This window comes from Rhizobium sp. Leaf371 (genome assembly GCF_001424045.1).
In the GTDB taxonomy this organism is placed as follows: Bacteria; Pseudomonadota; Alphaproteobacteria; order Rhizobiales; family Rhizobiaceae; genus Ferranicluibacter.
This window is the reverse complement of record NZ_LMQB01000026.1, coordinates 161485-179695: the sequence shown is the minus strand read 5'-3', so window position 1 is coordinate 179695 and position 18211 is coordinate 161485. Positions and strand designations below refer to the sequence as shown.

The window sequence follows — 18211 nt, the reverse complement described above, 5'->3', positions numbered from 1 at the left end:
CTCGGTCCTTAGCCGCGCCGTCCGCGGGTTCTGGCGCGGGTTCTGGAGAGACATGTGAGCACCAAAGCGACCGTTACCACCTCTCTTCGCAAGACTGACCTTTCATCGCCGCGCGAACCTGGCACCGCCAACAGGCTGTCGGGTCATGTCCTGCTGATCCTGATCGGCGTCACCGTCGTGTTGAAGGTGGGGCAGGAGATCTTCGTTCCGCTCGCGCTGTCGCTGCTTCTCACCTTCACGCTGGCGCCGATCGTCTCCTTCCTGCGCCGCCGTTCGGTGCCGAAGATCGCCGCGGTGATGATCGCGGTCGCCTCGGCTTTCTGCGCGATCGCACTCTTCAGCGTCATCGTCGCTTCGCAGGTGGCAAATCTCGCCCAGAATATCCCTGCCTATCAGCGCAATATCGTCGTCAAGGTCCAGACACTGGCGCAGGCCGGGTCCGGCGACGGCATCATGAAGCATCTCAGCGGCATCGTCGAACGGGTCGGGGAGGAAATCCAGACGCGGGCGGAGGAGAGCCAGGACGCCACGGCCGCCGCCGCGACCGCGCCGACCTCGCGCGAGCCCATGCCGGTCGAGATCGTCACACGCTCGAATCCGATCCAGACACTCGGCAACTTCATCCTGCCGCTGATCAGTCCGTTTGCAACCGCCGGTCTCGTCATCGTGCTCGTCATCTTCATGCTTCTGGAGCGGGAGGATCTGCGCGATCGCTTCATCCGCCTCGTCGGCCTCAACGATCTGCACCGAACGACCGAAGCGCTTCAGGACGCCGGCAAGCGGGTCGGAAAATATCTGCTGATGCAGCTGGTGGTGAACGCGCTCTATGCCTTTCCGATCACCATCGGCCTCTGGATCCTCGGTATCCCCAATGCCATTCTCTGGGGCCTCCTGACGCTGGTCCTGCGCTTCGTGCCCTATATCGGCCCCGTCATCGGCATGATCCTGCCGCTGTTTCTGGCGCTCGCGATCGCGCCCGGCTGGTCGCTCGTGTTCTGGGTCGGCGCCCTGTTCCTGACGACGGAGCTGATCAGCAACAATGTCGTCGAGCCCTGGCTCTACGGATCGCATACGGGCCTGTCGCCGCTCGCGATCATCATCTCGGCCATCTTCTGGTCCTGGCTCTGGGGGCCGCTTGGTCTGATGCTGTCGACGCCTCTCACCGTCTGCCTTGTCGTTCTCGGGCGCTACGTCCCGCAATTCAGCTTTCTTGACGTGTTGCTCGGCAACGATCCCGTGCTCGAGCCGCACGAGAAGCTCTATCAGCGGCTCCTGGCGGGCGATCCGGACGAGGCGACGGCCAATGCGGAGGAGTATCTCGAAGACGAGTATCTGCTCGATTATTACGAAAAGGTCGGCATGCCGGCGCTGCTTCTCGGCGAGGGCGACAGGCAGCGCGGCGTCATGTCGGATGCGCAGGTCGAGCGCTTTTCCGGCAGCGTCCGGTCGCTGGTCGACAACCTCTCGGAGATCGCAGACGAGGAGGAAACCGAGGAAGAGGCTCCGAAAGACGACGAAAACGACGGGACGGGTGAGAGCGTGGCGATGGACCTGCCGGACGGCACCGGCCACTCTCTTCTCTGCATCGGGGGGCGCGGAGAGATCGACGATGCCGCCGCCACGATGCTCGCCCAGCTTCTCGAAATTCAGGGTGCCAATGCCCTCGGCGTCGCCCATTCCACGACCGACATGCGCATGCTGAAGGACAGCGATACGATCGACACGGTCGTCTTTACGTTTCTCAATGGAAACTCCAAGACGCATGCCCGCAGCTTCGTGCGTCGTCTGAAGCGTTTGAAGCCCGGCCTGCGCGTCGGTCTCTTCGTGCCGCTTGCCAATGGCCAGGACAATCCGCGCCTCACGCTGGAGGATACGAATGCCGATTTCATCACGCTGACGCTCGCCGATACGGTGCGTTCGGCGCTGACCGAGACCGGCCCGGTGCCGCTGATGACCATTACCCGAAAGCTCGGCCGCCCGCGCATCCGCCTGGCAAAGACGGCCTGAGGAGGCTGCGGCAGCCTTGTCAAGGCGATAGGCCGGCGCATCGTGCCGTGTTGCGGATATGGGCTTCCATCTCCCCGCGCGCCGCCGCGGCGTCGTTGCTGCGCAAGGCCGCGATGATGCGGCGATGCTCGGCGATGGAGTGGCGCATGCGTTCCGGATCGGTGATCGGGATCGGCTGACGCTGGGTCTCGGTCACCTGGTCGCGCACCGTCTGGTAGAGCGCCTTCAACATGGCGTTGGAACAGGCCGAGACGATCGTGCCGTGAAAGGCAAGGTCTGCTTCGACATTGGCAAGGAGATCCTGGCGCGCCCAGCATTCCTCCATGGTCTGCGTCGCCATTTCCATGCGGTCGAGCTGCAACTGCGTCAGGCGCCCCGCCGACAGCCGCGCGATCTCCCCCTCAAGCAGGATCCGGGTCTGGAAGACGTCGAACACCGAATAGCTGTCGGAATACCGCCATGGCGCCATGTGGCCCGACGCGCCCTTCGCATTCTCTCCTGCCGCTGCCACGAAAGTGCCGCGCCCGGCTTCGGTCTTTAAAAGCCCCAGCGTTTCCAGCGTCAGCAGCGCCTCGCGCAACGATGCGCGGCTGACGCCGAGGGTCTGGGAGAAGCCGCGCTGCGAGGGGATCTTTTCGCCCGCCTTCAAGGTGCCGTTTTGGATCATCGCCTGGATTTCGCGGGCGACCGATTGCGGCACGAGCGTCTTGTTCAACATGAAAACCCCATTCCGCACCTCAAGCGCTCGGCATCGAGCGCTCGCAACCCGTTACGTCCGATCACCTTGTGAACGCTTGCCCCATGCAGGTCCACGATCCCGGAGACAGGCGTCCAATCTATTTTGTTCCCAGCCATTGCCAAGCGGAAAGCATCGTGCTTCTTTGGCCTGACTGGTCTGACCAGTCAGGCCACTGTAGATTGAGTCACGTTCAAATAACAAGGGGAACTCTCATGACACGAACGAACACATTCAAGACCACGCTTCTCGCCGGTGCCCTCGCGATCTTCGGTGCAGCCGGTGCATTCGCGGCCGATCTCACCGTCGGCGCCAATATCGGCAACGTGCCGTGGGAATTCGAGGATGCCAGCGGCAAGGTCACCGGATTCGAAGTCGATCTCGTCAACGAAATCGCCAAGCGTCTCGGAAAGACCGTCGAGTTCGTCAACACGCCGTTCAACGGCCTCTTCCCGGCCGTCCAGTCCGGCCGCATCAACATGGCGGTCTCCTCGATCACCATCACCGAGAAGCGCCTCGCGTCCGTCACCTTCGCCCAGCCCTATTACGACAGCGACCAGTCGTTGACCGTCACGTCCGCCTCCGGCATCACGGGTCTGAAAGACATGGGCGGCAAGGTCGTCGGCGTCGATACCGGCTCGACCGGCGACATGTGGGCGGATGCGCACAAGGCCGAGTACAAGCTGGGTGAAATCCGCCGCTTCGAAGGTCTCCAGCCCGCCATGCTCGACCTCGTCGCCGGCCGCGTCGATGGCTACATCTCCGACATTCCGGCGCTGCTCTATTATGCCAAGGACAAGCCGGAGCTGAAGGTTGTCGAGCGGATCCCGACCGGCGAGAAATACTCGATCATGTTCAACAAGGGCGATCCGCTGGCCAGTGAGGTGAACGACGTGATCACCAAGCTCAAGGGCGAGGGCTTCATCGCCAAGCTTCACGAGACCTGGTTCGGCGCCAAGGCCGAGGACACGACCTCGACCGTCGCCGTCATGGACATGCCCAAGGCCAAGTAAGCCGCAACCGCACCGGCAGGGCCTGTCAAAGATCCTGCCGGATGCCAGGGAACCGTTTCGGCCATGAATCTCATCAATACCTTCTTCAACATGCAGGTGCTGGCCGATAGCCTGCCGCAGCTCCTGTGGGGGCTTCTGGTCACGCTGAAGATCGGCGTCACCAGCATTCTCTGCGGCCTTGCCGGTGGCCTGTTCCTTGCCATTGCGCGGCTTTACGCGCCGGCCGTCTTCAAGCTGCTGATCCGGATCTATATCGATATCTTCCGGTCGATCCCGCTGCTCGTGTTGCTGATCGTCATCTATTATGCGCTTCCCTTCGTGGGCATCCGCCTGTCGCCCTTCTTCTCGGCGGTCGCGGCGCTCTCGCTGGTGTCGGCAGCCTATACGGCCGAAATCTTCCGGGCCGGCATCGAGGCCATTCCGCATGGCCAGTTCGAGGCGTCGGCCGCGCTCGGCCTTTCCAACCGGCACACGATGATCGACGTGATCCTGCCGCAGGCCGTCCGCATCGTCATTCCGCCGCTCACCAACAATTGCATCAACGTCATGAAGGATACGGCGCTCGCCTCCGTCGTTGCCATGCCGGACCTTCTGAAGCAGGCGACGCAGGCGCAGGCGCTCTCCGCCAATCCGACGCCGCTGATCGGCGCCGCCCTCATCTATGTCCTGCTGCTCTGGCCGATGGTCGCGGTCGTCGCCCGTCTCGAAAAACATTTCGCACGGGGGAAACGCTGATGACCACACCCGTCTCGACGCCGGCTCCGGCGATCATCTCCATCCGCGGCCTGACGAAGGCCTACGGCACCTTCACCGTTCTGCACGGCATCGATCTCGATATTGCCGAGGGCGAGGTCGTCTGCGTCATCGGACCGTCCGGCTCCGGCAAATCGACGCTGATCCGCTGCATCAATCATCTCGAAGCCTTCTCGCCGGACAGCGCCATCACGGTCGATGGCATCCGCGTCGAACCCGGCAAGGCGCTGGCCAAGGTTCGCGCCGAAGTCGGCATGGTGTTCCAGTCCTTCAATCTCTTTCCGCACATGACGGTGCTGAAGAACGTCATGCTCGCGCCGATGCGGGTGCGGGGCACCACGAAGATCGAGGCGGAGCGCAAGGCGCGCGAATTGCTGTCCCGCGTCGGCATTGCCGAACAGGCGGAGAAGTTTCCGGGTCAGCTGTCCGGCGGCCAGCAGCAGCGCGTGGCCATCGCCCGCGCGCTCGCCATGGAGCCGCGCGTCCTGCTGTTCGACGAGCCGACCTCGTCGCTCGATCCGGAAATGGTGGGCGAGGTGCTGGATGTGATGCGCACGCTCGCCGGCACCGGCGTCACGATGATCATCGTGACGCACGAGATGGGTTTTGCCCGGCAGGTCGCCGACCGCGTCATCTTCATGGACAGCGGGCGGCTGGTCGAAGCCGGCACGCCGGCCCGGATCTTCGACAGCCCGGCGGAGGAGCGGACGCGCAGCTTCCTGCGCGCCGTCCTCAATCACTGACAAGAAAACGATACGGAGGAACTCCCATGGCCACCACGACCCCGCTCGATCTCGACTATGTGCGCAGCCAGTTTCCAGGGCTCGGCCGCGGCTGGGCGTTTTTCGACAATGCGGGGGGATCGCAGATCCTCAAGGGGGCGATCGAGCGCATCAACACGTTCCTGATCGAAAAGAACGTCCAGATCGGCGGCTCCTACGACGTTTCCCAGGAGGCCGCCCGCGCGCTCCACGAGGCGCGCACGGCCGCCATGCATCTCGTCAATGCGCGCCGACCGGAAGAGATCGTCTTTGGCAGTTCGACCACGGCGCTGCTGCAGAACCTTGCCCGCGCCATGCAGAGCCAGCTGTCGCCGGGCGACGAGATCGTCATCACCGTCAGCGATCACGAATCCAATATCGGCCCCTGGGACCGGCTGCAGGCGGCCGGCATCACGCTGAAGATCTGGCCGCTCAATACCGAGACGATGACGCTCGATCTCGCCGATCTCGCCCCGTTGATGACCGAGCGTACGAAGCTCGTCTGCGTCACCCACGTCTCCAACATTCTCGGCTCGGTCAACCCGATCCGCGAGATCGCCGATTTCGTGCATGCGCGCGGCGCGCGGATCTGTGTCGATGCGGTCGCCTATGCGCCGCACCGCGCCATCGACGTGCGGGCCTTCGACGCCGATTATTACGTTTTCAGCCTCTACAAGACGTATGGTCCGCACTACGCCTTGATGTACGGCAAATACGACCTGCTGCTCGAACTCGATACGCTCTACCACTACTTCTACGGCAAGGACAAAGTGCCGGGCAAGCTGGAGCCGGGCAACCCGAACTACGAGCTGGCCTATGCCACCTGCGGCATCGTCGATTACCTTGCGACGCTCGGCGAGCAGTCCGGCGAGACCGGCTCCACCCGCCAAAAGATCGAGGCGGCGTTTTCGGCGATCACGGCACAGGAGAATGCGCTGGCCGAGCGGCTGCTCGCCTATCTCCGCGCCCGCAACGACTGCCATATCGTCGGTCAGGCCACCAATCGCGACGACACGCGCGTGCCCACCATCGCCTTCCGCCTCGATGGCCGGGATGCCGGCGAACTTTGCAAGGCGATGGACGCCGAGAAGATCGCCATGCGGTTCGGGGATTTCCACTCCCGCCGCCTTGCCGAATATCTCGGCCTCACCGACCATGGCGGCATGCTGCGGGTCTCGATGGTTCACTACAACACGCTGGAAGAGGTCGATCGCTTTACCGCGGCGCTCGACCGCATCCTTGCCGGCGATGCCGGGCTTGCCAGGGCCTGTTGAGCAGGCCGTACCAACCGCAGGAAAGAAGGAGAGAACGATGCGCTTCGATACGGTGATCCGCCACGGAACGGTGGTGACGGCCTCCGATACGTTCAAGAGCGATATCGGCATCCGTAACGGCTGCATCGCTGCGCTCGCGGCCGAGCTGACGGACGCCGACGAGGTGATCGATGCGACGGGCCTTCTGGTTCTTCCCGGCGGGATCGACAGCCATGTGCATCTCGACCAGCCTTCCGGCGACGGCATCGTCATGGCCGATGATTTCGACAGCGGCACCCGCTCGGCGGCCATTGGCGGCAACACGACGGTCATGGCCTTCTGCATGCAGGAAAAGGGCCAGTCGCTGCGCGAAGCCCTGAAGATCTACCATGCCAAGGCCGACGACAAATGCCATGTGGACGTCTCCTTCCACATGGTCATCACCGATCCGACGCCCGACGTGCTCGGTCAGGAAGTGCCGGCACTGGTCGAGGACGGCTATACCTCGATGAAGGTCTTCATGACCTATGAGGGCCTGCGCCTGCGGGACGACGAGATTCTCGCCACGCTCGACACCGCGCGGCGCACCGGCGCACTCGTCATGGTCCATTGCGAGAACGAGGATGCCATCCGCTACCTCATCGGTCGTCACGAGGCGGAGGGCAAGCTTGCGCCGAAATTCCATGCGACGACCCGCCCGGTGGCGGCGGAACGCGAGGCGACGCACCGCGCTTTGTCGCTGGCCGAAATCGTCGATGTGCCGATCGTCATCGTCCACGTCTCCAACCGCGAGGCGATGGAGGAAATCCGCCGGGCCCGCCAGCGCGGCCAGAAGATCGCCGGAGAGACCTGCCCGCAATATCTGATGCTGACGGCGGATGATCTGGACCAGGAGGCACTTGAGGGCGCAAAATATGTCTGCTCGCCGCCGCCGCGCGACAAGGCCAGTCAGGCCGCCTGCTGGGAGGGTCTCGAACAGGGCGTGTTCGACCTCTTCTCCTCGGATCATTGCCCCTTCCGCTTCGATGATGGGGAAGGCAAGCTGAACGAGAAGGGCAAACGGCATTTCCGCTGGATTCCCAACGGTATCCCGGGCGTCGCCACGCGTCTTCCGATCCTCTTTTCCGAAGGCGTGATGAAGGGCCGGATCGACCTCAACACCTTCGTCGCGGTCACCGCCACCAATCATGCCAAGCTCTACGGGCTCTACCCGCGCAAGGGCACGATCGCCATCGGCTCGGATGCCGACCTCGCGCTCTGGGACCCGGAAAAGCGCACGACGCTCAGCAACGACCTCCTCCACCACGGTGCCGATTACACACCTTACGAGGGGCTGGATCTGAAAGGCTGGCCCATCCGCGTGCTCCTGCGCGGCCGGACGATCGTTGAGGACGGCAAGCCTGCCGATGTCGGCGTGCCCCGCGGCACCTATCTGCCGCGGGGAAAATCTTCGCTCATTCGATGAGGGCAGATCCGATGGGCACGGATGGTGACGCGTCGTTCAGGGCCTGGGTCGCCTGACGCCTGTCGTGCGAAACGAAGACCTAGTGATCGCGGTTTGCGACGAAGGCTGCGGCGTCGACCAGGGTTCTCGCGGCATCGCCATGGGGTGCCAGCAGAGCGCTGGCCTCTGCGATCAGTCGCGCGAGCTCGGTTTCGGCCCAGTCGGTGCCGCGGCGGGAGACCAGGGTTGCCTTGCCGCGTGCCGCGTCCTTGCCGGTCGCCTTTCCCATGGTCTTGGCGTCCGCCTTGAGGTCGAGCAGATCGTCTGCAAGCTGGAAAGCGCGGCCGATATGCTCGCCGAACTGGCGGAGCCGGCTGCGATCGTCGGCACCTTTGCCGGAAACGATGGCGCCGGCTTCGCAGGCGAAACGGATCAGCGCGCCGGTCTTCATGGCCTGGAGCGTGACGATGCCCTGCTCATCGGGTGCCTGGCTTTCGGCGGCAAGATCGAGCGCCTGTCCCCCGGCCATGCCGCCGAGGCCGGAAGCGCGGGCCAGCGCCAGCACCAGCGCCGTTTTCACCGCATCCGGAAGCACGGTCTCGGGGCCCGCTAGAATGTCGAAGGCGAGCGTCAGCAAGCTGTCGCCGGCAAGGATCGCGTTCGCCTCGCCATAGGCGATGTGGACCGTCGGCTTCCCACGGCGCAGGTCGTCGTCGTCCATGGCTGGGAGATCGTCATGGACCAGAGAATAGCAGTGTACGCATTCCAGCGCCGCGGCGACGCGAAGGGCAGCCTTTTCGTCTCCCCCGAACAGCGCGGTACTTTCCAGGACGAGGAAGGGGCGCAGACGCTTGCCGCCGTTCAGCACGCCATGCCGCATGGCGGCCAGCAGCGCCGGCGGACGGGCGATCTCGTCGGTTGCAAGCGCGTCGCCAAGGAGCGCGTCGAGGCAGGCCTTGACCTGGTCGGCACGCCTTCGGAGTTGGGCATCGAAGGTCGGGGCAACTGCGTTCATGGCGGCTCTTTGGCACGAGCGTGCGGCGCCTTGCAATAAATTTCACGTGGAAGGCCCTTTCCACCGGGGACAGCCGTGAAAATGACGTTCAAATCCCCAGCGTCTTAGATTAAGACGGTGGGCACGGATGGGGCCATGGATGGGTTGATCAGGCGGGACGACCAGAACTGGGATATCGTACCCGAACCACGTGAGTCAGAATCGCGGGGGCCAGATTCCCGTACGCTGCCGGCAGATGCGTCCCAAGCGCCGGAGCCCGTATTTCCCGTCACGGACGCGCCACCGGACGTGCCCTTCCAGGCATGCCCGGAAATGCTGTCGGGCGATGCTGGCGGAAGGCATCCGGCGGATCAGGACGACCGTGGCCCGGACACAGGTGGAGATGAGGAACTGCCGTCAAACGCCAAACGAGGCATGCTCGCGCGGATGAGGCGCCGCTGGCGTCGGCTGGTCGTCATCGCCGTCGTTCTCCTGCTGCTGCCCTATGCACTGATCATCCTCTATTCTCCGAACGTCGTGCATCCCGTGTCCTCACTCATGCTGCGCGACCTCGCGCTGTTTCGCGGCTATGACCGGCAATGGGTGCCGTTCGAGAAAATTTCGCCCAATCTCGTCCAGGCGGTCATGATGTCGGAAGACGGGCAGTTCTGCATGCATGCCGGGGTCGACTGGGTACAGATGCGCGGCGTCGTCGACGACGCGCTGGAGGGCGAGCAGACGCGGGGCGCGAGCACCATTCCCATGCAGACGGCCAAGAACCTGTTTCTTTGGAACGGCCGCTCCTTCGTGCGCAAGGCCATGGAACTGCCTTTGGCGCTGGCCGCGGATTTTGTATGGACCAAGCGACGGCTGATGGAGATCTATCTCAATATCGCCGAATGGGGGCCGGGGATCTACGGCGCGGAGGCGGCGGCGCAGCATCATTTCGGCGTGCCCGCCTCCAAGCTGACGCGGCGCCAAGCCGCCCTTCTTGCCGTTTCCTTGCCCAATCCGATCGATCGCAATGCCGGCAAGCCGGGGCGGGGGCTAAAGCGGCTCGCCGCCATGATCGAGCGTCGGGCGGGCGCGTCGGGCGGATACATCAAGTGCCTTTATCCCTGAAATCACGCCTTTTGATTGGATAGACTTTCTAAGGTCTGGTCTAACGCCGGGACGGTTACAGGAGACCCCGCATGAGCGACCTCGTCCTTTACGTCGGCAACAAGAACTATTCCTCCTGGTCGCTGCGGCCATGGCTGGCTCTGAAAGCCTGCGGCGTCCCCTTTGCCGATGTCGTCATCCCCTTCGACTTCCCCAACGGCAATCCGCGCTTCCGGGAGATTTCGCCGACAGCCCGGGTTCCGGTGCTGCACCATGGCGATATCCGGGTGTGGGAATCGCTGGCGATCATCGAATATGCGGCCGAACTCTTTCCCGAGGCCGGCTTGTGGCCGGAGGATCGAACCGACCGCGCAACGGCGCGCAGCATGTCGATGGAAATGCTGGCGGGGTTTCGTGCGTTGCGCGGCGCCTGCCCGATGAACATCCGCCGGCCGGTCGGCGCGATCGCCCTGCCGGACGGCGTGACGGAGGACGTCGCGCGGATCGAGACCATCTGGGCGCAGGCTCTCGCCAGATCGGGCGGGCCGTTTCTCTTCGGACGCTTTACGGCCGCGGATGCCATGTTCGCCCCGGTCGTCAACCGCTTCGAGATCTATGCCCTGACGAAAGATCCGGTGTCGCTGGCTTACATGGCCGCGGTCAAGGCGCATCCGGCCTTCGTCGCCTGGCAGACGGATGCCCTGAAAGAGACCTGGATCGTCCCGGAAGACGAGGCCTGAGCGCGACCTGCCGAAACTTCGCACTGGCAGGCCAAAAAAAACCTGTGGGGTCTGGCCAAGATGGCATCTTGCATGTATAAGCCCGGCCAATTCCGAGATTGAAACGCCTTCATCCCGGCCCGTTCAACGGTCCGCAGACTGGTGGTTTCCCCCGATACGTGGAGTGTTTGAAATGGCTGTTCCTAAGAGAAAAACGAGCCCGTCGAAGCGCGGCATGCGCCGTTCTGCTGATGCGCTGAAGACCCCGACCTACATCGAAGACAAGAACTCCGGTGAACTGCGTCGCCCGCATCACATCGACATGAAGACCGGTATGTACCGTGGTCGTCAGGTCCTGACGCCGAAGGCAAGCTGATCGTCATCCGTTCGGCTCGCCTGACCTTGGCGGTGCTGCGAACGGGGCGTCAAAGCGATAGATTTTGAAAAAGGCTGGCCCCGTGCTGGCCTTTTCCGCGTTTTCAGGGTCGGTCCCGACCGCACGGCCGACCGCCGACCGTCTCGATTGCCGTCTCCTTCCCTTGCCTTGATTGCTGCACATGCCTGGTTCATACCTCGGCCGTGCCCAGAACCAGGGCAGGAACCGGGACAAAACCGGGACAGACGATTTTTGCCAGACAGGACCTCGCCATGCTCGCATCCATCCCCCTCCTGATCCTGCCGTTCGCGCTCTACAATCTCGCGATGACGGGGGCATTCGGCTCGGGTGGCGTTGCCGTCTTCGCAGATACCGTGACGAGCCTTGCCATGCTGTCCGGCGCGACGTGGAACATGAGCCTCGGCGATCTCCTGATCGTCGGAAGCCTGGTTCTTCTCTTCGTGGAAATTCTCAAAGCCACCCGGACGAGTTCCAAGACGCTGGTCGATCACATCCTGTCGATGGTGCTCTTCATCGTCTTTCTGGTCGAGTTCCTGCTGGTGGCGGGCGCGGCGACCGACATCTTCTTCATCCTGATGGCGATCAGCTTCATCGACGTGATCGCCGGCTTCACGATCTCGATGCGCACGGCGGGGCGGGATGTCTCGATCGGGCTTTGAGAAAGCCCTGAAGGCAAGAGAGAGCCAAGGGAGCCAGCGGGAAGCTGGGGGCGGGAGAACGGCGACCGTGACGAGCGCCGTCTCCGGTAGACCTCAGGTCAGGTTCTCGAGCTTGCTCTGGAGCGCGCGCAGCTGCTCCTTCAACTCGTCGATGTCCTTGGCCTCGGCTTTGCGCGGTTCGCGCGCCTGCGGTGCTGCGGCCATGAAGGGCGAGAACATCTGCATGGCCTGATGGAACATCTCCGTGTTCCGCTTTACCTGTTCCTCGACAAGCTGCAGCGGCACCTGAAGGTTCTTGCTCAGAGGCGTGTCTCCGAAGGCCTTGCCGATCTGCTCGCGCATCTGCACCTGCTGGTCTGTGAAGGCCTGCATGGAATGTTCGAGATAGCTCGGCACGACCGCCTGCATCTGATCGCCGTAAAAGGCGATAAGCTGGCGCAGGAACGAGATCGGCAGAAGCGTGTTGCCGGTCTTGCTCTCCTGCTCGAAGATGATCTGCGTCAGGACGGAATGGGTTATGTCTTCCCCGGTCTTTGCGTCCTGAACGTTGAACTCCTCCCCCTTCTTGACCATGACCGCGAGATCGTCGAGCGTGACATAGGTGCTCGTGCCGGTGTTGTAGAGCCGCCGGTTCGCGTATTTCTTGATAACGATCTGACCGTCCTGCTTCGCCATCAGGGTCTCCTCCCCAAATTGCTGTTTTTATGGCATTTCATGAGGATATGCGGAAAGCGCAGCATAAGACAATCTCTTTGTGCGCTGCGGCGATCACGCTCGCGTATCAACTTACAGGTTTATCCAGTTACGCTTTGACTTGCGCGCTGACCTAGTTCAGACTCCTCTCATAGAGGGTCTCGCCAGCCGGATCCGATTGCATCAAAAGGGAGGAGACCGTGATGAGCACACCGTCCATCGTCATCGCCAGCGCAGGACGCACCGCCGTCGGCGCGTTCAATGGTTCGTTCGCCAATACGCCGGCCCATGAGCTGGGCGCCGCCGTGATCAAGGGCGTGCTGGCGCGCGCCGGCGTCGAAGCCGCCGAGGTCGATGAGGTCATTCTCGGGCAGGTGCTGTCTGCCGGCGAGGGACAGAACCCGGCGCGTCAGGCGGCCATGAAAGCCGGCGTGCCGCAGGAAAAGACGGCCTGGGGCATGAACCAGCTCTGCGGCTCGGGCCTGCGGGCCGTCGCGCTCGGCATGCAGCAGATCGCCACGGGCGATGCCTCCATCATCGTGGCCGGCGGCATGGAATCCATGTCCATGGCACCGCACTGCGCGCATCTGCGCTCCGGCGTGAAGATGGGCGATTTCAAGATGATCGACACCATGATCAAGGACGGCCTGACGGACGCGTTCCATGGTTACCACATGGGCGTGACGGCTGAAAACATCGCCAAGAAGTGGCAGTTGTCGCGCGACGACCAGGACCAGTTCGCGCTTGCGTCGCAGAACAAGGCCGAAGCCGCCCAGAAAGCAGGACGCTTCGCCGACGAGATCATCCCGTTCATCGTCTCGACGCGCAAGGGCGATGTGACCGTGGACAGCGACGAGTATATCCGCCATGGCGCGACGATCGAGAGCATGGCGAAGCTGCGCCCGGCCTTCGACAAGGAAGGCACCGTGACGGCCGCCAATGCCTCGGGCCTCAATGACGGTGCCGCGGCAACGCTCCTGATGAGCGAGCAGGAAGCCACGCGCCGGGGCATCACCCCGCTGGCCCGCATCGCCTCCTGGGCGACGGCCGGCGTCGATCCGCAGATCATGGGCACCGGCCCGATCCCCGCCTCGCGCAAGGCGCTGGAAAAGGCCGGATGGTCCGCGTCCGACCTCGACCTCGTGGAAGCCAACGAGGCCTTCGCGGCGCAGGCCTGCGCCGTCAACAAGGATCTCGGCTGGGACACGTCCGTCGTCAACGTCAATGGCGGTGCGATCGCCATCGGTCATCCGATCGGCGCTTCGGGCGCGCGCATTCTCAACACGCTGCTGTTCGAGATGAAGCGTCGGGGCGCCAAGCATGGCCTTGCCACGCTCTGCATCGGCGGCGGCATGGGCATCGCCCTCTGCGTCGAAGGGCTCTGAGACGAGGTCGACGCCACAGGTTGACGCCAAAGGCCGGTGCTGAGCCGGCCTGCAAACGTCCCGCCGATACCCGCCGGGACAATACGATGGATTTCAAAGACCGTCATGAAGAGGGAGGACGTGCATGAGCAGGGTTGCCTTGGTAACGGGGGGAACGCGCGGCATCGGTGCCGCCATTTCGATTGCACTCAAGGGTGCCGGATATCGCGTTGCAGCGAATTATGCCGGCAATGACGAAAAGGCGCAGGCCTTTTCCGAGGTCACGGGTGTGCCGGTCTTCAAATGGGATGTGTCGGATTATGCCGCTTGCGCGGCCGGTGTCGCCAAGATCGAGGAGGCCTTCGGGCCGGTCGAGGTTCTGGTCAACAATGCGGGCATCACGCGCGACGCCATGTTTCACAAGATGACGCCGTCCCAGTGGACGGAGGTCGTCAACGTCAACCTGAACGGTCTCTTCAACATGACGCATCCGGTCTGGTCCGGCATGCGGGACCGTAACTTCGGTCGTGTCGTCAATATTTCCTCGATCAACGCCCAGAAGGGCCAGATGGGTCAGGCCAACTACTCCGCCTCCAAGGCCGGCGACATCGGCTTTACCAAGGCGCTGGCGCAGGAAGGTGCCGCAAAGGGCATCACCGTCAATGCCATCTGCCCCGGCTATATCGGCACGGAAATGGTGCGGGCGATTCCCGAAAAGGTCCTGAACGAGCGGATCATTCCGCAGATCCCGGTCGGCCGGCTCGGCGAGCCCGAGGAAGTGGCGCGCTGCGTGGTGTTCCTGGCATCGGACGATGCCGGATTCATCACCGGATCGACGCTGTCGGCCAATGGCGGACAGTTCTTCGTCTGAGAAATTCCGTCCATCGCATCGCGATGGACGGTCTTTTTGGCCGCGTGGCCTTGTGTTTCCTGCACAGCGTGGTCATGTGTGTCGCGCCGCCGACGTTTCGACGTTTGCCGCCCATACAATGCGCAAGGTCTGAAACGTGCCTGACCAACCGATGATCTTGAGTGGCCGCGGCGTGATCGCGGTCCTCGGCCCGACCAACACCGGCAAGACGCATTATGCAATCGAACGCATGGTCGCGCATGAAACCGGTGTCATCGGTCTTCCGCTGCGTCTTCTCGCCCGCGAAGTCTACACGCGGGTGGTCGAGCGGGTCGGCGCGCACAATGTCGCGCTCGTCACCGGCGAAGAGAAGATCACCCCGCATCTCGCCCGCTATTCCGTCTGTACCGTCGAGGCGATGCCGCGCGAGACGAAGGCCGCCTTCGTCGCGATCGACGAGGTGCAGCTGGCCGGCGATCTCGAGCGTGGGCACATCTTTACCGACCGGCTGATGCATTTGCGGGGGCGGCAGGAGACGCTGCTGCTCGGCGCGTCCACCATGCGGCCGATCCTTGAGCATCTCCTGCCGGGCATCACCATCGTCGAGCGTCCGCGCCTGTCGCAGCTCCTCTATGCCGGCTCCAAGAAGATCACGCGGCTGCCGCAGCGCTCTGCCATCGTCGCCTTCTCGGCCGACGAGGTCTATGCCATCGCGGAGCTCATCCGCCGCCAGCGGGGCGGCGCTGCCGTCGTGCTCGGCGCGCTGAGCCCGCGCACGCGCAATGCACAGGTCGCACTCTACCAGGAAGGCGAGGTCGAATATCTGGTGGCGACCGATGCCATCGGCATGGGTCTCAATCTCGACGTCGATCATGTCGCCTTCGCGCAGGACCGCAAATATGACGGCTACCAGTTCCGCAACCTCAATCCGGGCGAGCTTGCCCAGATCGCGGGCCGAGCCGGGCGGCATCTGCGCGACGGGACGTTCGGCGTCACGTCGCGCGTCGAGCCTTTCGATGACGAACTCGTCCACCGCATCGAGCAGCACCAGTTCGATCCGGTGCGCGTGCTGCAATGGCGCTCCAAGGCGCTCGACTTCACCTCGGTGACGACGCTGAAGAAGACGCTGGAAGCGCCGCCGGCCGTTCACGGCCTGACACGGGCGCTTCCGGCGGTCGATCAGCAGGCGCTCGAATTCCTGACGACGCTTCCCGAGGTCAAGGCGCTGGCGACGAATGCGCAGACGGTGGAAAAGCTCTGGGAGGCCTGCGCGCTTCCCGACTACCGGCGGATCGCGCCGGCGCAGCATGCCGATCTCATCGCCACGATCTATTCCGACCTTGTGCGACGCGGCACCGTCAACGAGGATTTCATGTCCGAGCAGGTGCGTCGGGCGGACCATACGGACGGGGAAATCGACACGCTATCAGCGCGAATCGCGCAGATCAGGACGTGGACCTATGTGTCGAACCGGCCCGGCTGGCTTGCCGATCCGACACACTGGCAGGAAAAGACGCGGGAAATCGAAGATCGATTGTCCGACGCGTTACATGAACGGTTGACGAAACGGTTCGTTGACCGCAGGACATCTGTGCTCATGAAGCGGCTGAGAGAGAATGCGATGCTGGAAGCGGAAATCAGTGTGAATGGCGATGTCTTCGTAGAGGGACATCATGTGGGACAACTCACCGGTTTCCGGTTCGTGCTGGCCACCACGACGGACGGGCTGGATGCCCGCGCCGTGCAGGGTGCCGCCCAGAAGGCGCTGGCGCTGGAGTTCGAAGCCCGTGCCGCCCGTCTGCACGCTGCCGGCAATGCCGATCTGGCGCTGTCGTCGGACGGCCTCGTGCGCTGGCTCGGCGATCCCGTCGCGCGGCTTGCCCCGAGCGAGCACATCATGCGGCCCCGCGTCATCCTGCTGGCGGATGAACAGCTGCAGGGTGCGGCGCGCGATCATGTCGCTGCCCGCATCGAGCGCTACGTCAATCACCATATCGCCACCGTGCTGAAGCCGCTCGACGACCTCTCGCGCGCCGAAGACCTGCAGGGTCTTGCCAAGGGTCTCGCCTTCCAGCTGGTCGAAAGCCTCGGTGTCCTCTTCCGGCGCGATGTCGCCGAAGACGTGAAGTCGCTCGATCAGGAGGCGCGTGCCTCGATCCGCCGCCATGGCATCCGGTTTGGCGCCTATCACATCTTCATGCCCGCACTTTTGAAGCCGGCCCCGGCCGAACTCATCACGCTGCTCTGGGCGCTGAAGAACGATGGTCTCGACAAGCCTGGCTATGGCGAGCTTATTCCGGTCCTCGCAGCCGGCCGCACGTCGATCGTCACCGATCCGTCCTATGAGCGCATGTTCTACAAGCTTGCCGGTTTCCGCTTCCTCGGCAAGCGCGCGGTGCGCATCGATATTCTCGAGCGTCTCGCCGATCTCATTCGTCCGCTTCTGCAGTGGAAGCCGGGCACGACGGCGCGGCCGGACGGCGCTTATGACGGTCGCCGGTTCACGACCACGACCGCCATGCTGTCGATCCTGGGTGCGACGCCCGACGATATGGAAGAGATCCTGAAGGGTCTCGGCTATCGCGCCGACAGCGTGAAGCCGGAAGAGGCTGCAGCGTTCCTCGGCGCGCAGGCGCCGGCCACGAGCGCTGCTGCGCCCAAGGTCGAGACGTCTGAGACCGAGACGACCGAGACGGAGACGTCTGACACGGAGGGCGAAACCGCTCCGATGGCCGATGCGGCCACCGCGGACGATACCTCCGATGCGACGACCGAGGAGGCAGCCGATGTGGCTGCTTCGGCCGACGCTGAGGTCCAGGCCCCGGCTGCGGAGCCCGAAGCGGCTTCGGATGCGCCGGTGACGACGGACGAGCCGACCGCCGAGAACGCACCTGTGTCCGAGCCTGTTGCGGAGACGGCGCCCGCTGCCGCGGATGCTGCACCGTCGGATGCCGTTGCCGGCGACGTGGCCGAAGCCGAGGTCAAGCCCGTGCTTCTCTGGCGTCCGGGTGGTCGCAGCGACAACCAGCGCCAGGGCGACCGTCGTCCCGGCCAGCGCGAGGCCCGTTCGGGCGATCGCCGTGGCGGCAACCGTCCGGGCCAGGACAGGGCCGCTTCGGCGCCGAGTGAAGGTGCTGCACCGTCCGAAGGCCGGCCGCAGGGCCGGCGTGACGACCGTGACGGCGAGCGCAAGGCCGGCGGTGGTCGTCCTGACGGCGGACGTCCGGATCGCAATCGCGGCCGCGACGGCAAGCCGGGTGAGGGCGCTCGCTCCGATCAGAAGGGCGATCGTGGCGATCGCCGGGATCGCAACGACCGTCCGGGTGGCAAGCCCGGCACGGGCGGCCACGGCAAATCGCAGGCACCGGCGACCTTCGAGGCCCGCCCGCCGCGCAAGGACAAGCCGATCGATCCGGATTCGCCCTTTGCAAAGCTGGCTGCCCTGAAGGAGCAGATGAAGAAATAAG

General features: G+C 63.9%; 16 protein-coding genes. 13 read left to right on the top strand and 3 right to left on the bottom strand.

Translation table 11 applies throughout. The features are described 5' to 3' along the window. Window positions 1–135: 135 nt before the first annotated feature. The gene (locus tag ASG39_RS18115; protein WP_062596416.1) at window positions 136–2007 is read left to right on the top strand and encodes an AI-2E family transporter; all 1872 of its coding nucleotides are present in this window, start codon (window positions 136–138) and stop codon (window positions 2005–2007) included. 19 nt (window positions 2008–2026) lie between these two features. On the opposite strand, the gene ASG39_RS18110 is transcribed toward ASG39_RS18115, so the two are convergent. Then, window positions 2027–2725: an FCD domain-containing protein gene (locus ASG39_RS18110; RefSeq protein ID WP_062596367.1), complete on the bottom strand. Its 699-nt coding sequence runs from the start codon at window positions 2723–2725 to the stop codon at window positions 2027–2029. 233 nt (window positions 2726–2958) lie between these two features. Between ASG39_RS18110 and ASG39_RS18105 the strand changes: the two genes are divergently transcribed. The 5 genes from ASG39_RS18105 to hydA all read left to right on the top strand — a co-directional run bounded on the left by ASG39_RS18105 (window position 2959) and on the right by hydA (window position 7988). Beyond that, window positions 2959–3756, top strand: a complete 798-nt coding sequence (locus ASG39_RS18105) for an ABC transporter substrate-binding protein (protein WP_062596366.1) — start codon at window positions 2959–2961, stop codon at window positions 3754–3756. Window positions 3757–3819: 63 nt separating this feature from the next. Continuing rightward, window positions 3820–4491, top strand: a complete 672-nt coding sequence (locus tag ASG39_RS18100; protein WP_062596365.1) for an amino acid ABC transporter permease — start codon at window positions 3820–3822, stop codon at window positions 4489–4491. Next, window positions 4491–5252 carry an amino acid ABC transporter ATP-binding protein gene (locus ASG39_RS18095; RefSeq protein WP_062596364.1) on the top strand — a complete coding sequence of 254 codons (762 nt, stop codon included), beginning with the start codon at window positions 4491–4493 and terminating at the stop codon, window positions 5250–5252. Before ASG39_RS18100 ends, ASG39_RS18095 begins: the two co-directional genes overlap by 1 nt. Before the next feature lie 26 nt (window positions 5253–5278). Next, the gene (locus tag ASG39_RS18090) at window positions 5279–6544 is read left to right on the top strand and encodes a cysteine desulfurase-like protein (RefSeq protein ID WP_062596363.1); all 1266 of its coding nucleotides are present in this window, start codon (window positions 5279–5281) and stop codon (window positions 6542–6544) included. 37 nt (window positions 6545–6581) lie between these two features. Beyond that, window positions 6582–7988, top strand: coding sequence for a dihydropyrimidinase (gene hydA, locus ASG39_RS18085; RefSeq protein WP_062596362.1), 1407 nt, complete (start codon window positions 6582–6584; stop codon window positions 7986–7988). Between the two features lie 79 nt (window positions 7989–8067). On the opposite strand, the gene ASG39_RS18080 is transcribed toward hydA, so the two are convergent. Next, window positions 8068–8982, bottom strand: coding sequence for a polyprenyl synthetase family protein (locus tag ASG39_RS18080; RefSeq protein ID WP_062596361.1), 915 nt, complete (start codon window positions 8980–8982; stop codon window positions 8068–8070). 414 nt (window positions 8983–9396) lie between these two features. Here ASG39_RS18080 and mtgA point away from each other — a divergent pair, with 414 nt between their 5' ends. From mtgA to ASG39_RS18060, 4 genes are all read left to right on the top strand, one after another. After that, window positions 9397–10083 carry a monofunctional biosynthetic peptidoglycan transglycosylase gene (gene mtgA / locus ASG39_RS18075; RefSeq protein ID WP_082477345.1) on the top strand — a complete coding sequence of 229 codons (687 nt, stop codon included), beginning with the start codon at window positions 9397–9399 and terminating at the stop codon, window positions 10081–10083. 71 nt (window positions 10084–10154) lie between these two features. Continuing rightward, entirely contained in the window at window positions 10155–10802 is a 648-nt protein-coding gene (locus ASG39_RS18070; RefSeq protein ID WP_062596359.1) for a glutathione S-transferase family protein, read from the top strand. Window positions 10803–10974: 172 nt separating this feature from the next. Continuing rightward, window positions 10975–11157, top strand: a complete 183-nt coding sequence (gene rpmF, locus ASG39_RS18065) for a 50S ribosomal protein L32 (RefSeq protein ID WP_062477634.1) — start codon at window positions 10975–10977, stop codon at window positions 11155–11157. Between the two features lie 272 nt (window positions 11158–11429). Beyond that, the gene (locus tag ASG39_RS18060; protein ID WP_062596358.1) at window positions 11430–11837 is read left to right on the top strand and encodes a hypothetical protein; all 408 of its coding nucleotides are present in this window, start codon (window positions 11430–11432) and stop codon (window positions 11835–11837) included. Window positions 11838–11930: 93 nt separating this feature from the next. On the opposite strand, the gene phaR is transcribed toward ASG39_RS18060, so the two are convergent. Beyond that, a complete protein-coding gene (gene phaR, locus ASG39_RS18055; protein ID WP_062596357.1) occupies window positions 11931–12512 on the bottom strand; it encodes a polyhydroxyalkanoate synthesis repressor PhaR in 582 nt (193 codons plus the stop codon). Between the two features lie 221 nt (window positions 12513–12733). Here phaR and ASG39_RS18050 point away from each other — a divergent pair, with 221 nt between their 5' ends. From ASG39_RS18050 to ASG39_RS18040, 3 genes are all read left to right on the top strand, one after another. Continuing rightward, window positions 12734–13915 (top strand): acetyl-CoA C-acetyltransferase, encoded by a 1182-nt coding sequence (locus ASG39_RS18050; protein WP_062596356.1) that lies wholly within the window; start codon window positions 12734–12736, stop codon window positions 13913–13915. 124 nt (window positions 13916–14039) lie between these two features. Then, window positions 14040–14765 (top strand): beta-ketoacyl-ACP reductase, encoded by a 726-nt coding sequence (locus ASG39_RS18045; RefSeq protein WP_062596355.1) that lies wholly within the window; start codon window positions 14040–14042, stop codon window positions 14763–14765. A 151-nt stretch (window positions 14766–14916) separates the two neighbouring features. Beyond that, complete coding sequence (locus ASG39_RS18040) at window positions 14917–18210, top strand: helicase-related protein (RefSeq protein ID WP_062596354.1); 3294 nt, start codon at window positions 14917–14919, stop codon at window positions 18208–18210. The last annotated feature ends 1 nt before the right edge of the window (window position 18211 follow it).